This window comes from Bacteroides congonensis (genome assembly GCF_900130125.1).
Lineage (GTDB): Bacteria > Bacteroidota > Bacteroidia > Bacteroidales > Bacteroidaceae > Bacteroides > Bacteroides congonensis.
The window spans coordinates 681,477-697,061 of the sequence record NZ_FQXY01000011.1 but is presented as its reverse complement, the minus strand read 5'-3'; the positions used below and the strand labels follow the sequence as shown (position 1 = coordinate 697,061).

Below are 15,585 nucleotides of genomic sequence, written 5' to 3'. Positions count from 1 at the left end.
ATTCATTTAACCGTTATTTATTCTTATTCATCGCCATTGGATGTGCCATTCAGACGATCATAATAGATACTGTAAAGAGTCGTAATACCTTGGCGCAAGAAATAATATTCCGGAGAACCGTCATAGTCTCCCTTGCCCTGATTATAGTCGAAACCACAACGATAAAGGCCACAACCGCCAATCTGCTGGTCAATATTAACCGTTTCTCCTTTCACGTTATATGTTCCTTTATAAATATAGTTGGCCATTGTGGACAAAAATCCTCCACCGGTGCTGGCATAAGACTCAAAATTTTCGGTTGTAATAGTTCTGCGGACAATTTCTTCAGGCGTTATGATTCCCTGCTGAATCCAGTCATCCATATCACGGAACACTCCTTCTATTCTCCAATCAGACATTCCGCCATAAGCTTGCAGCACAAAATAGTCCACATAGTAAGAGAGCCATTCTTTATCCATACCAGTACGGACTCCAATCTCACCGTCAATCAGAAAAAGAAGACGCTTTTCCGGCATGGGGCGGTCACCGCGATCACGTTCGGGATCCATTGCGCCATGTCCGAACCAATAAGAAAGTTCTTCCACGAAAATGGTCCTTTGTACTTTATTAGCCCAAAGCTGACCGGCTCCCATTCCACCACCGGGTTCATAGTCCCAGTCATAGCCATCATAGCCACATTCTAGGCAAGCTCTGTAAAGGTCTTCCGCATAAGCCTTGATGGCAGGACGTACCACTTCCGGATCCCGACTGGTTCCTGCTGTATGATAAATTTCCTTGTCCGGCAGGTCATCCCCGATGTTCTGCGAGAACAGTGTTACTACTACTTTCGTCCCTTTCACTTTCTGTACATATTCCATATCAGCTCTTCTTTCGGGAGTCAATTCGAATTTCGGATGACCTCCCCAGTTGGAAGCAATCGTTACCGAATCCGGCAAACCACGCAGACTAGTTTCACCCGTAGGCGTAATACCGGTCCAACTGTCAAACCATACGAACACCTGTGGCAATCCCGGTGTCTGTTTCCACTCACGCAAAGCGGCATAGTATTCATCCGTCTTGACGGTTCCGTTCAAGTCAACGTTATTGATAGATTCTACATCCGTACAGCTTGCCGCAAACAGCGCAACCGCAAACGAGAATCCTATAGTCTTGATATTTTTCATTTTCATATTCTTGAAATAATTTAAAGATTAGTTCTTTTTAGCCCACCACAAGTCTGTGTTACCTGTATCCGGACCGCCTAGCATAGAAATTGCAGCTTCCAAATTAGCAGAGTTGCTGTCCTTTTCCGTAGAAGGATAAGGAAGACGGCGTACCATGCGACCATCAGTAATATCTCCGATATATCCGGCTGAACTTAAGTTGTTTTTGGGAGGAACCATTTCTGGGTAGCCTGTACGGCGGAAGTCATTCCAAGCCTCAAAACCGATCGGATAATTAGCAATCCACTTTTGGGTAATAATCTTCTGAAGCTTGTTATCACCATCTTCCCAAGCTACAGAAGCTGCTGCAGTTGCAAACGTATAACTATCGCTAGCATTTATGGCATCCGTAAAACCTGCCGGTTTTGTTGTGCTTGACAAATAATTACCAGCACTCACTCCATATTGTTCCATAGAAGTTTGGATACCTTGTTCATAATATCCTTTGGCAGCAACCTCTCCACCGTCAATCCAGCCTTGAAGAGCAGCTTCCGCTTTCAGGAAATAAGTTTCGGCGGCATAAAATACAGGCATCGATGAGTTTCTTTCAAATGCCGGTTTCGAATAGTTTGCGCTTGATCCATAAACGCCCGGTTGTCCGTAATTATTCTTAAAATTATCACTGTTGTTACCCATGCGTGCTCCACAATAATTCTGTTTAGACTCCGTCATGTATTTACCAATACGAGGGTCATTATAACCATTCATATAGGCAGAAATCGTAGCATTAACAGCCAAGTCACCCCAGTCTTGTGAAGCCAGACGGAATGGATTATTAGAGGTCTTCAGGTAAGCATTATCACTATTGGACTCAATCACACCACTCTGAATAGCTTCCGCCATCACTTGTTTGGCATATTCCGTATCCACAGCTGCAATACGCACAGCCATACGTAACTTCAACGAATTGGCATATTTCACCCATTTACTGAAATCACCCTGATACATCACATCATAGTCTGCATACGCAGTCGAAGTTCCACTAACACCTGACAGTACTTCAATGCTCTTCGTCAGATCAGTAATCATGTTGTGATACAGATCCTTAACATCATCATAAGCTACGGCAAATTCACCCTGCCCCATCTGAGAATAAGGAATAGGACCATACGTGTCAGCTACACGAAGCATTACGCCTACGCGGATAATGGAAGCCCAGGCATAAATCGTTCCGACACCTCCGGTCTGGTCTTTCACCTTCAGAAAGTTAGGATAGAAATCCGTAAACAGATCCTTGAAAGGAGTATCCACCCAGTTAAGTTGCGGATTGAACGAGCTAAAATTGGTACCGTTCCATTTGTTAGTACACGTAAAATAACCACCATACTGTGATCCCACCATTTGTTCAGTCATCTGGCTATTGTTTTCCTGTTGCGGATTGAGCAGATAAGTCATCACGGGAAATACCGAGCCGACCTTCTCAATCTCAGTCATCTGGTCATCATAAACATCCGTGGGATGTGTATTTAAATCTTCAAAGTTTCCTGTACATGAAGCGAGTAACAACGATGATGCAAAAGTTACTGCGCTTACAGTCTTAATCATATTGATTTTTCTCATAATTCGTTCCATTTTTTTAGAATTGTACTTTTACACTGAAACCCATGTTTCTCAAGCTAGGCTGCATGAAATAATCCACACCTGTGTAGAACGTGCTGGTAGACGACGCCACCTGTTCGGGGTCGAACGGAGCCTTGCAGTAAATCATGGCAAGATTGTTTCCAATCAAGCCCAATGTTACATCGGCAATGTTGCGCAGTTTCTTTCTGGAAATAGTATATTCTAAACTTACTTCCTGCAAACGAATGTTGGTAGCATCGTACACATAGAAGTCACTTTCACCGGAACCGGCTGCCACAATGCCCAGATAATCCTTGGCAGTAATCGTTCGTCCGTTAATCACTACACCACCGGCATCACGCAACTTCGCACTATATTCTGATACACCGAAACGATCCATGAACGCCTGTGTGCCGGAAACCACGTTACCGCCGAAACGTCCGCTCAATAATACATTCAGGCGGAAGCCCTTGTAAGTAAACGAGTTTCTCCAACCCATATTGACTTTAGGCAACACGGAACCAATCTTTCTGTGTTCTGTTTCAATCATAGTAGGTAGTCCGGTCTTGGGATCCTGACTAATATAACCGTTATTGTCACGCTTGAAGTCACGGTTAGTGTAGATATCACCCATAGAGCCACCTTCTACCAGACGCAGTGTCGGAGCATTTCCGCTACCCAAACGAGCCTTTTCAACAAAGTCCATTTGAATCAACTCACCCGTATAAGGATTCTGTACGCCATTTGCCAGTGACTTGATTTTATTCTTGTTATAAGTAAATGTCAGGTTGGAGCTCCAACCGAAATCTCTCCACTCATTGTTATAACCCAATGCCATCTCAATACCTTGGTTCTGTACACTACCTGCCTGAATCGCTACATCTTTGAAACCTGAACTTGCAGGAAGCGGTGCGTAGAACGTCTGGTTCTTGGTGTCAGAGGTATAATAAGTGATATCAAGGTTCAATGAGTTGTCGAAGAAACGCATATTCAAACCTGCTTCGAAAGAGTTGGTCTTTTCCGGTTTCAAGTCAGAGTTCGGATAGTGAGACATAACTTTGTAAGCATGGTTCTGCGGATCGTATTCATAACGCACTTTGGTCATATACGGATCATAAGAGTTACCTACGGAAGTATAGGATACACGGGCTTTCAGGAATGTGAACCAGTCAGGCAATTTGATGACTTCACTCAAGATACCGGAAAGACCTATAGAAGGATAGAAGAAAGCCTTTGTTCCTCTGTCGGAGAACGCAAACGCAGAATCCCAGTCCGAACGTCCCGTGAGACTTAGGTAAAGGAAACTTCTCCAACCGATTTCCGCATTAGCAAAAACAGACTGTGTCTGGCGTTTCAAACCGTCAGCTTCTACCTTATAGTTATTGGTACGGGACAGATTCTCAATCGTGAAATGATTAGTCACCAATTCCAAGTTTCCGGTTATCACGCTGGATTTCATACGAGTATCCTTGATAGAGGCACCGACGTTGGCAACTATATTGAAATCGCCGAATGTCTTATTGAAGTTTGCCATTACATCGGCATAAGTTTGACGGTCGAGGCGGACGTCTTCCTTATAGTGTCCCTTCGGGCCGGAAAACGTAGCCAATGTTCCGGCATAGAACTTTTCCGTAAAGATGTTTTCAGTGTTGTCAATGCTGACACGTCCCTGCACGTTCAGTCCTTCCATAATGTTATATTGCAGACTGGCAGCCAGTTTATAACGTCTTCTTTCCGTCTCACGGTTCATGCGATTCATCGTCCAGTAAGGATTCTGCTGGTCGAGTCCCATTTGACCGTAAGGCCAGAACTGTGTTGTGGCACCTGTCAACGGATCGAAATGTTCGTAAGTGGCAACGTCTTCGAAACTTTCACCACGCGGGAACAGATAAAGAGCCGGGAATGGAGACATATAAGAACCTTGGGAAATCATATTCTTGTCATTTTGAATGATATAGTTGGCACTGGTATCCAGGGTAAACTTGTCATTCAAGAAGTTAACCGTATTGCGGAACGTAAAGTTGTAACGGTCGTAATCGTTATTAGGCAAAATACCTGTAGCGTTGGTGGCAGCTACAGAGAAATAACTCTGGCTCTTGTCAGTACCGGTAGAAAGAGCAACAGAATTAGTGATGTTCGTTCCTGTGTTGAAAAAGCCGGAAGGATCGTAACGATAATCCGTAGGATTGCCCCAACTATCCGACTCACCCGTCATGTTGCCATATCTGTTCTGAAATTCGGGCATCATCAGAGGGTTACTGAATGTAGCGCTCAAGCTGTAGCTCAGGCTAGTCTTACCACTACGTCCTTTTTTGGTTGTGATAAGCACCACTCCGTTAGCACCTTCGTAGCCATAAAGGGCGGCTGCGGAAGGTCCGGTCAACAATGACATACTTTCAATATCATCCGGATTAATGTCGGCAATGGACTCCGTACTACCACGTGAGTTCATTGAATCACCACTACTTGATGTATTGACGTTGTACATCGGAATACCATCGATCACATACAACGCATTGTTATTCTGACTGATAGACTTAGCACCACGCATCACAACTTTTACGCCACTACCGGGACCGGATGAACTGTTGTTAATCTGCACACCGGCAGCCTTACCGGCCAATGAACTCATGAAGTTGGAGCTCTTTACGGCAGTCAGTTCATCGCCTTTCACCTGCTGAACGTTATACGTCAACGCCTTTTCAGCACGCTTGATACCCAAAGCTGTCACCACAACTTCTTCCAGCACTTCGGTATCTTCATCCAACACAATGTTTAAAGGATTAGCATTAGCTACCGTCACAGACTGACTGGCATAGCCAATATACGAGAATTCAAGAACATCACCCATGGAAACTTTCAAAGAGAATTTTCCATCCAGGTCAGTTACCGTACCATTAGTAGTACCTTTCACCAGTACACTTACACCAATCAGAGCTTCTCCCTTGGTATCTTTTACAGTACCAGAAACACTGATTACATTGTCTTGTACTTGACTGACAGTATGAGAGTCGGATGCATATGCACTCCCACCACTTGCAAGTAACAAAAAGCTAAAAAGCAGACAGAAACCTTTGCGATTCAGATTTGTTTTCATTCAGTAATAAATTTAAAATTAAAAGTTATAAACAAATAATATTCTACTATATTTACATACAAGAACTCATTATCGCGCAAAAATCAAAACACTGTAAATAATAACAGCATCAACAACAAATTCGAAATTTGATTAAAGTTTTCGTTTTACACCCATTATTCAAGGCTTAACGCCACAAATATACACACTATAAGCAAATATGCAATAAATTATATGTTAAAATTGAAAGAAGACGCCAAGATAATAGCAGATAATTTATAAATACAAATTACAATATTAATATGAGACATATATAACAAACGAACCATAAATAAGTCAAAACAAACTAATAAATAGCAGATTAGACACGCCAATCTTTTCATTAAAGTTCTATCTACTTGTAAAAATGATGTAGGATAAGAATAATATTCATGAATGCTAACCCCATATTTCCCAATATACAACCTGCGGTCAACAAAAAAACACATATAAGACGATAACGGTATAGCGAAGACATAACAATAAAATCGCCTAAATCCTCCCCAGGTTTATGAGCCTTAGCACATTCCTTAGGGTAAGATTTAAGCGATTCTATAAGGAGAAGACACTCAGAATTAATTCTTCTCCTATTTGATAATAACCGGAAAAACTATCCGATGATGATTTCTTTTTAAATAATTCCTTTCGCGGAAAGGTAACGTTCAGCTTCAATAGCAGCCTTACAACCACTTCCCGCAGCAGTAATAGCTTGACGATAATGCGGATCAGCAACATCACCTGCCGCAAAGACTCCGGGAACTTTTGTACGCGGGCTATCGCCATCCGTAATAATATAACCCACTTCGTCCGTATCAATATAATCTTTGAATATATCGGCATTCGGCTTATGACCGATAGCGAGGAAGAAACCGTCGATAGGCAAGCTATAACGTTCTTCGTCAGGTTCACCCCAACGTTTCACCAGATTTACACCTTCCACTCCATTATCACCATACAAACCGACAGCGTTGTGTTCGAAAAGAACTTCAATCTTCTCATGCTTCATCACACGCTCCTGCATAATCTTCGATGCACGCAGGAAAGGCTTACGGACAATCAGATACACTTTTGAAGCCAGGCCGGCAAGATAAATCGCTTCCTCACAAGCTGTATCACCACCACCGACAACAGCTACGACTTTCTTACGATAAAAGAAACCATCACAAGTAGCGCAAGCGCTTACACCCATACCGGCATATTTCTTTTCGTCTTCCAGACCCAAGTATTTGGCGGTAGCTCCGGTAGCAATAATCAGCGCTTCCGTTTCAATTTCTTTTTCGCCGTCAATCGTAATTTTATAAGGAGCTTTGCTCAAATCCGCTGCCGTCGCAATCCCGAAACGGACGTCCGTTCCGAAACGACTGGCCTGGGCACGCAAATCTTCCATCAACTGCGGGCCGCTGATACCTTCCGGATAACCGGGAAAATTCTCCACATCCGTAGTCGTTGTCAACTGACCACCGGGCTGTAACCCTTCATAAAGCACCGGACATAAGTTGGCACGTCCTGCATAAATCGCTGCCGTGTATCCGGCAGGCCCTGATCCTATAATCAGGCACTTAACTTTTTCTATTTCTGCCATTTTATTATACCTTTATTGTTTTGTTATTCAATAACATCTTATCTCAAATCTATAATCTCCGCACCCGGATACTGCTTCCTGTCAAAAGCGAAAACACTATCCGCATAATTCTGCCGGGTCTGATAACTCGTAACGGTGATTTCATTACGTGCCTGCTGACCACGTTGTTGAAGCAGAATATACAGAGGTTCATAAGTATCTTTCGTCACAAAAAGAGTGATGCGTTCCAATTCCTGTTTCTTATCCTTAGCCGTCAGAATCACTTCCCAAACTGCTTTTCCACGAAATGTTTTTGTCGTTCCCAGCTTGTAAGAGAATCCTTTCTGATACATATAAAGAAATGTATAGGGATTAATCTGCTGCAATTCTTCCTGAGTCGGGCTACTGACATTCACCTCATCATTCTTTGCTACATAGCTCCACTGCGTTTTCCCGTCAAACCATGTGACCACATCGGAAGTTTTCAACACGAACTTCCCCCCTTTCAGTTGGATAGTTCCGTTCTCTGCTCCTTCCGCAAGACCGTTCGTCACCGCCTTTACAACAAAATCCGCTTTCACACCGCCTGCTTTCCGAAAGGCATCCGCTGTCCTATCAAGAACAGCTTTAGCCTGCGACTGCTGTTGTTGAGCAATCACAGGCAATGACAGTAAAGCTATTAAAACACTAAAAATGTACTTTCTCATTTGATTAATAAACGTACGGTTACTGCAAATTGTTCAAACGCATTTCAAGGTCATTATCGTCGATACACAAAACGTCACGTGCCTTGCTACCCTGCGTAGGGCCTACGATACCGGCCTTTTCCAATTGATCCATAATACGACCGGCACGATTGTAGCCGATAGCAAATTTACGTTGAATCAATGAAGTGGAACCTTGCTGATGAATAACCACCAAACGCGCAGCATCTTCAAACAGCGGATCAAGGCGTCCCATATCAATATCCCCTACCTCACTGCTACTATCTTCGCTCACATATTCGGGCAAGAAGAACGGAGTAGGATAACCCTGTTGACGGGCAATAAATTTCGTAATCTCCTCCACTTCCGGCGTGTCGATAAAGGCACACTGCACACGCACCGGATCAGCTCCCTGCAAGAAAAGCATATCCCCCTTACCAATCAACCGGTTCGCACCCGGACGGTCGAGGATAGTACGGGAGTCCATCATGGCAGATACACGGAAGGCGATACGCGCCGGGAAGTTAGCTTTAATCGTACCCGTGATGATATTCGTAGTCGGACGCTGCGTAGCGATAATCATATGAATACCGACCGCACGCGCCAACTGGGCGATACGGGCAATCGGAAGTTCCACTTCTTTACCTGCCGTCATAATCAAATCACCGAACTCGTCGATAACGACTACGATATACGGCATAAACTTATGTCCTTTTTCGGGGTTCAAGCGGCGGTTGACAAATTTCTCGTTATACTCCTTGACATTACGCACATGTGCCATCTTCAAGAGGTCATAACGGGTATCCATCTCCACACAAACCGAATTCAGGGTTTGCACCACTTTGGTTACATCCGTGATAATCGGTTCGCCACCGTCGGGCAGCTTGGCGAGAAAATGATTCTCGATTACCGAGTAGATACTGAATTCAACTTTTTTCGGGTCGACCAACACGAACTTCAGTTCAGCCGGATGCTTCTTATATAATAAGGAGGTAATAATCGCGTTCAACCCGACAGACTTACCCTGACCGGTCGCACCTGCCACCAATACATGCGGCATCTTGCAAAGGTCGAACATAAAGACCTCATTTGTAATCGTCTTACCCAATACGATAGGCAAGTCATATTTCGATTCCTGGAATTTCTTACTTCCAATAACACTCTGGCCGGAAACAATTTTCGGATTTTTGTTCGGTACTTCAATACCGATAGTTCCCTTACCCGGTATTGGAGCGATGATACGGATACCATCGGCAGAAAGGCTTAATGCGATATCGTCTTCCAATCCGCGAATCTTGGAGATACGCACCCCCTGTTCCGGCGTAATCTCATACAGAGTTACCGTAGGGCCGACGGTCGCTTTAATCGTACTGATTTCAATTCCGAAGCTACGCAATGTATTGATGATACGGTCTTTATTCGCATTCTGCTCATCCATATCAATCGTCGGGTCGTCATTCTCGAAATGTTTCATCAGGTCGATGGTAGGAAAACGGTAGTTTTCCAAGTCCTTGGTCGGATTGTAAGGTTCCATTTCCGGCCCTTGATATTCTTCTTCCGTAGCTGCCGGTTCCACTTGAAAGCCGGGTTCTTCTTCCCCGGCAACTTCTTTCGGCATTGATGGAGCTGAATTGGAAGCAGTCGGTTCAAACACCATGGTTACTCCTTCGTTTTCATCAGATGGGGAAGAAGGTTCTTCCGTTTCCAATTGGCTCACCGGATAATCTTCTTCTTCGGGTTCTTCAGCTTGTATATCCATCACAGATACCGGTGGTGTCTGTTTATAAGTCCGTTTCAGATTAAATTCGACTTCCTGCGGTTGAGAAGTTGTAAATTCCGGATTATCATCTCCGGCCGGAGCGGTTTCCGTTTCCTCTTTCTTCTTACGTTTCAGGAAACTTAACGCAAAGAGTTTGCGCAACCAGATAACCGTGCGCGCACTGATATATATAAAGAAGCAGACAGCCGTTATCAGCAGAATCATCCATACTCCGGGCACACCTACCTGCGAAATCAACCAACGACTGACATTATATCCGTGCATACCACCCAAATAGATGAAAGAATCCTGATAATGATCCATAAAAGCAAATCCGAAGAATACGGAGAACCAAACCAGCAGTAAGGTACATCCGATAAACCATTTCCACAGGCGAACGATACGCACACGCATCAGCTTCAATCCCGCCACCGCCAAAAAGACGAGGATAAAGAAAGAAGAGATACCGAAACAGTCATTAATCAGATAACTTGCCAACTGCGCCCCGCGTGAACCTGCATAGTTTTTCACATGATTATCGACGACTGACAGGTCAGCCGGGTTTCCACTGTCGATAATACTTTGATCGGCTGCCCCCGTGAAAAAGAACGAGGAAAAGGCCAGCAATAAATAAACGGAAAAGATGACCAACATCAGTCCGATGACAAAATGAACGGTTTCGTTCTTGAATATTGCAACAAATTTACTTGGGGAAGCGGGAGTGCGTTCTGTCTCCTTATCTAATTTCTTCTTTGCCATGAGTCTTTTATTCATTTATAAAATTGGAATCACAATCTAAGCTGCAAAAATAATAAAAAAATAACGAGCGCTACGCTCATTCAATCCTTTTTCTTACCTTTGCGTTTCAAATCAATGCTGATTATGGAAAAAGAAAGCCAAACGATATTTGATAAGAATGTAATTGAGTTCGTAACGGTAGCCGCCGAATTTTGCGCATTCCTCGAACGTGCCGAACGCATGAAGCGTAACGACTTCGTTGATACATCCCTGAAAATACTTCCCCTACTCTATCTCAAAGCATCCATGCTCCCGAAATGCGAGACCATCGGGGACGAAGTACTCGAAACGTATGTAACAGAGGAAATCTACGAGATTCTGCGCATTAACCTTGCGGAACTGATGGGCGACAAGGATGATTATCTGGACGTATTCGTGCAGGACATGGTTTATAGCGACCAGCCTATCAAGAAGTCCATTTCGGAAGATTTGGCGGATATCTATCAGGATATCAAGGATTTTATCTTCGTTTTCCAACTGGGATTGAACGAAACGATGAACGATTCATTGGCCCTTTGCCAGGAGAACTTCGGAATGTTATGGGGGCAGAAGCTGGTAAATACGCTACGCGCACTCCACGATGTGAAGTATAACCAGCAGCAGGAAGAAGAGGAAGAGGACAATGAAGAAGGATTTTACGAACCAGGCAATGCCGACAATTGTTGTGAAGAAGACGGTTGTCATTGCCACGATGACGATTGCCACTGTCACGAAGACGGCTGCCATTGTCACCACGATGAATAAACAAAAATGATTGTAAGAAGAACCATAGATAAAGATGAATTAAAGGAACTCCCGAAAACTGTTTTTCCGGGACGAATCCATGTTATCCAATCGGAGACGGAAACGGAAAAGGCGGTAGCTTATCTGCAATCCAGACCTGTGATAGGTATCGATAGCGAGACACGCCCTTCCTTCACCAAAGGCCAATCGCATAAAGTAGCGCTCCTTCAGGTTTCGTCCGAGGAATGTTGTTTTTTGTTCCGCCTCAACATGACCGGATTAACGCAGCCGCTAGTTGACTTGTTGGAAAATCCGGGTGTGATTAAAGTCGGGCTTTCACTAAAAGACGACTTTATGATGTTGCACAAGCGTGCGCCTTTCAACCAGCAGAGTTGCATCGAATTGCAAGATTATGTACGCCAGTTCGGCATTCAGGACAAAAGCCTGCAAAAGATTTACGCAATCCTGTTCAAGGAAAAGATTTCCAAATCACAGCGCCTGTCCAACTGGGAAGCCGATGTGTTAAGCGACGGACAAAAGCAATATGCAGCTACCGACGCCTGGGCTTGTCTCAACATCTACAACCTGTTGCAGGAACTGAAACAAACGGGTAATTATGAAATAGCTCCCGAAGAAAAAAAGGAATGTCCTGAGCAGGTTTCCACCAAATGATTAATCACTTATCACTAAAAAACCAATTACTACCAACATGCATAAAGTATACCTCAAACCCGGCAAAGAAGAGTCTCTCAAAAGATTTCACCCCTGGATTTTCTCCGGTGCAATCTCCCGTTTCGACGGAGAACCCGAAGAAGGTGAAGTAGTAGAAGTATACACCTCGAAAAAAGAATTTATCGCCGCAGGGCATTTCCAAATCGGAAGTATTGCCATACGTGTGCTTTCTTTCCGTCAGGAACCTATCGGCCACGATTTCTGGAAACGTAAACTGGAAATAGCGTATGACATGCGCCGAAGCATCGGTATTGCCACGAACCCGATCAACAACACGTATCGCCTTGTACATGGTGAAGGGGATAATCTCCCGGGACTGGTAATTGACGTTTATGCCAAGACCGCTGTCATGCAGGCACATTCGGCAGGAATGCATGTAGACCGCATGGCAATCGCCGAAGCCTTGTCCGAAGTGATGGGTGACAAGATTGAAAATATCTATTATAAATCAGAAACAACGCTTCCCTTTAAAGCCGACCTTTTCCCCGAAAACGGTTTTCTGAAAGGCGGAAGTAATGACAATATCGCACAAGAGTATGGCCTGAAGTTTCATGTGGACTGGCTGAAAGGACAGAAAACGGGATTCTTTGTAGACCAGCGAGAAAACCGTTCTTTACTGGAGCGTTATGCAAAAGACCGTTCGGTATTGAATATGTTCTGCTACACCGGCGGATTCTCATTCTATGCCATGCGCGGTGGTGCAAAACTCGTTCACTCTGTTGACAGTTCCGCCAAAGCTATTGATTTAACGAACAAGAATGTGGAACTGAACTTCCCCGGCGATCCTCGCCACGAGGCTTTTGCCGAAGATGCTTTCAAATACCTTGACCGCATGGGAGACCAGTATGACTTAATCATCCTTGACCCGCCTGCGTTCGCGAAACATAAAGATGCGTTGCGAAATGCACTGCAAGGTTACCGGAAACTGAATGCCAAGGCATTCGAGAAAATCAAGCCGGGCGGCATCCTGTTCACTTTCTCTTGTTCGCAAGTAGTGACCAAGGATAATTTCCGCACTGCTGTATTTACCGCAGCCGCCATGTCAGGGCGCAGTGTACGTATCCTGCACCAGTTAACTCAACCCGCCGATCACCCGGTAAACATCTACCACCCTGAAGGAGAATACCTGAAAGGTTTGGTACTCTACGTAGAATAACCAACGACCAGCGAGGCGCTGGAGCCGGGTTTCCATTCGGATGGATCAATAAAAACACTTTGTTGCGGTCAGATGGAGCGTATTAGCAGAAATTTAGAAGCATCAAAGTTAATTAGAGTTAACAAACAAAAGATTTACAGTAAAACATTATGTTGTATAACATAAAACCTCTTATCTTTGCACTGTGTTTTTCATGGTATTAGATTTAAGGTTAACAAAGATTGGCTGTCTGGGATAGATAGCCTTCTTTTTTTATACCCCTTCCTTTAGCTTTTTCTCTTGTAAGTCTTCCGGATTCTTCGCATTTATCCCTTTTTTATCGCCTTTTTATCAAATAACTAGTCCACCTATCCAATGAAAATATTATATTTGCATCTATTATCAATAAAAGAGAAACACAAATTAAAAAAGTCATGAGTATAAAAGTTCGTTTGATTATTATGAACTTCCTGCAATTCTTCGTATGGGGGTCATGGTTAATATCTCTAGGTGGTTATATGGGCAGAGAACTCCACTTTGAAGGTGGGCAGATCGGAGCCATTTTTGCCACTATGGGTATCGCTTCATTGGTGATGCCCGGTATTATCGGTATCATTGCCGATAAATGGTTTAATGCGGAACGTCTATACGGACTTTGCCATATTGCGGGAGCAGCCTGTCTCTTTTATGCTTCTACGGCAACCACTTACGATCAGATGTATTGGGCTATGCTGCTCAACCTGCTGGTATATATGCCAACCTTATCACTGGCCAACACTGTATCATACAACTCCCTTGAACAATATAAGTGCGACCTTATCAAAGATTTCCCGCCTATCCGTGTATGGGGAACAATCGGTTTCATCTGTGCCATGTGGGCGGTAGACCTTACCGGATTCAAGAATTCGAGCGCGCAGCTTTATGTAGGTGCCGTATCTGCATTACTACTCGGGATTTATTCTTTCACCCTTCCGGCTTGCCGGCCTGCCAAGTCAGAAAACAAATCCTTGCTTTCCGCTTTCGGGTTGGATGCATTGGTACTGTTCAAAAGAAAGAAAATGGCTATTTTCTTCCTTTTCTCCATGCTTTTGGGGGCAGCGTTACAGATTACCAATACGTACGGCGATCTCTTTTTGGGTAGCTTTGCCAGCATTCCGGAATTTGCGGAATCTTTTGGGGTGAAACATTCGGTGATACTCTTGTCCATTTCACAAATGTCCGAAACACTGTTTATCCTCGCTATACCATTCTTCCTGAGACATTTCGGTATCAAGCAAGTCATGTTAATCAGTATGTTCGCATGGGTATTCCGCTTCGCCCTGTTCGGTTTCGGAGATCCGGGTTCCGGACTGTGGATGCTTATCCTTTCCATGATCGTTTACGGCATGGCCTTTGATTTCTTCAACATTTCCGGTTCGTTGTTTGTTGAACAGGAAACCAATTCTTCCATTCGCGCCAGTGCGCAGGGGTTATTCTTTATGATGACCAACGGATTGGGGGCAATCATCGGCGGATATGCCAGTGGTGCTGTAGTGGATGCATTCTCCGTATATGCCGACGGCAAACTGGTAAGTCGTGAATGGACAGAAATATGGCTGATATTTGCAGCATATGCACTCGTCATCGGTGTTCTGTTTGCCTTGGTATTCAAGTACAAGCACCAGCGGGAGAGTCAAACAAATTAAGTAAGAAAAACAATGGACAAAAAGGTAGAATTACAAGTTATAAATATCACAAACAGCCAGGCGCAGATAGGCGCATTTGCCATGCTATTAGGCGAAGTGGACGGTGAACGGCAATTGCCGATTATCATCGGGCCGGCGGAAGCCCAGGCTACCGCTTTGTATCTGAAAGGAGTCAAGACACCCCGTCCGTTGACACACGACCTGTTCACCACAAGCCTCACAGTATTGGGAGCGAGCTTGATACGTGTGCTAATTTACAAAGCTAAAGATGGTATTTTCTATTCCTATATTTACCTTAAAAAAGATGAGGAAATCATACGTATCGACGCACGCACCTCAGATGCAGTGGCACTGGCAGTACGTGCCGACTGCCCGATTCTGATCTATGAATCCCTCCTTGAACAGGAATGCCTGCGGATGTCTGCCGAAAAAAGAAACCGCTCCGAAGAAACAGAGGATGACGAAGAATCCGAAGAAGAGCATAGTTCTTCCGCCCCTACTTCCCTCTCTCTCGAAGAGGCATTGCAACAGGCTATCAAAGATGAGAATTACGAATTGGCCGCACAGATACGGGATCAAATCAATTCAAGAAATAAAAATCAGTAACTAGT

Annotated in this window: 11 protein-coding genes; 5 read left to right on the top strand and 6 right to left on the bottom strand. The window is 44.2% G+C overall.

Going from position 1 to position 15,585, the window contains the following annotated elements:
* Positions 1-23: 23 nt before the first annotated feature.
* The 6 genes from BQ7997_RS20160 to BQ7997_RS20135 all read right to left on the bottom strand — a co-directional run bounded on the left by BQ7997_RS20160 (position 24) and on the right by BQ7997_RS20135 (position 10,660).
* Positions 24-1,169, bottom strand: a complete 1,146-nt coding sequence (locus tag BQ7997_RS20160; protein ID WP_022139872.1) for a glycoside hydrolase family 18 — start codon at positions 1,167-1,169, stop codon at positions 24-26.
* 21 nt (positions 1,170-1,190) lie between these two features.
* Positions 1,191-2,762: a SusD/RagB family nutrient-binding outer membrane lipoprotein gene (locus BQ7997_RS20155; protein ID WP_083589351.1), complete on the bottom strand. Its 1,572-nt coding sequence runs from the start codon at positions 2,760-2,762 to the stop codon at positions 1,191-1,193.
* Positions 2,763-2,778: 16 nt separating this feature from the next.
* On the bottom strand, positions 2,779-5,859 hold the full coding sequence (locus BQ7997_RS20150; RefSeq protein ID WP_083589310.1) for a SusC/RagA family TonB-linked outer membrane protein: 3,081 nt from the start codon (positions 5,857-5,859) through the stop codon (positions 2,779-2,781).
* Between the two features lie 649 nt (positions 5,860-6,508).
* Complete coding sequence (trxB, locus tag BQ7997_RS20145; RefSeq protein ID WP_022139875.1) at positions 6,509-7,459, bottom strand: thioredoxin-disulfide reductase; 951 nt, start codon at positions 7,457-7,459, stop codon at positions 6,509-6,511.
* Between the two features lie 38 nt (positions 7,460-7,497).
* Complete coding sequence (locus tag BQ7997_RS20140; protein WP_073347802.1) at positions 7,498-8,145, bottom strand: outer membrane lipoprotein periplasmic chaperone LolA1; 648 nt, start codon at positions 8,143-8,145, stop codon at positions 7,498-7,500.
* A gap of 19 nt (positions 8,146-8,164) precedes the next feature.
* Complete coding sequence (locus BQ7997_RS20135) at positions 8,165-10,660, bottom strand: DNA translocase FtsK (RefSeq protein ID WP_073347801.1); 2,496 nt, start codon at positions 10,658-10,660, stop codon at positions 8,165-8,167.
* Between the two features lie 123 nt (positions 10,661-10,783).
* Here BQ7997_RS20135 and BQ7997_RS20130 point away from each other — a divergent pair, with 123 nt between their 5' ends.
* The 5 genes from BQ7997_RS20130 (at position 10,784) to BQ7997_RS20110 (ending at position 15,580) form a co-directional block, all read left to right on the top strand.
* Positions 10,784-11,443 carry a DUF5063 domain-containing protein gene (locus tag BQ7997_RS20130; RefSeq protein ID WP_044655196.1) on the top strand — a complete coding sequence of 220 codons (660 nt, stop codon included), beginning with the start codon at positions 10,784-10,786 and terminating at the stop codon, positions 11,441-11,443.
* Between the two features lie 6 nt (positions 11,444-11,449).
* On the top strand, positions 11,450-12,094 hold the full coding sequence (locus tag BQ7997_RS20125; protein WP_022139879.1) for a 3'-5' exonuclease: 645 nt from the start codon (positions 11,450-11,452) through the stop codon (positions 12,092-12,094).
* A 37-nt stretch (positions 12,095-12,131) separates the two neighbouring features.
* Entirely contained in the window at positions 12,132-13,310 is a 1,179-nt protein-coding gene (locus BQ7997_RS20120; protein ID WP_073347800.1) for a class I SAM-dependent rRNA methyltransferase, read from the top strand.
* A gap of 413 nt (positions 13,311-13,723) precedes the next feature.
* Complete coding sequence (locus BQ7997_RS20115) at positions 13,724-14,974, top strand: nucleoside permease (protein WP_073347799.1); 1,251 nt, start codon at positions 13,724-13,726, stop codon at positions 14,972-14,974.
* Between the two features lie 12 nt (positions 14,975-14,986).
* Entirely contained in the window at positions 14,987-15,580 is a 594-nt protein-coding gene (locus BQ7997_RS20110) for a bifunctional nuclease family protein (protein WP_073347798.1), read from the top strand.
* The last annotated feature ends 5 nt before the right edge of the window (positions 15,581-15,585 follow it).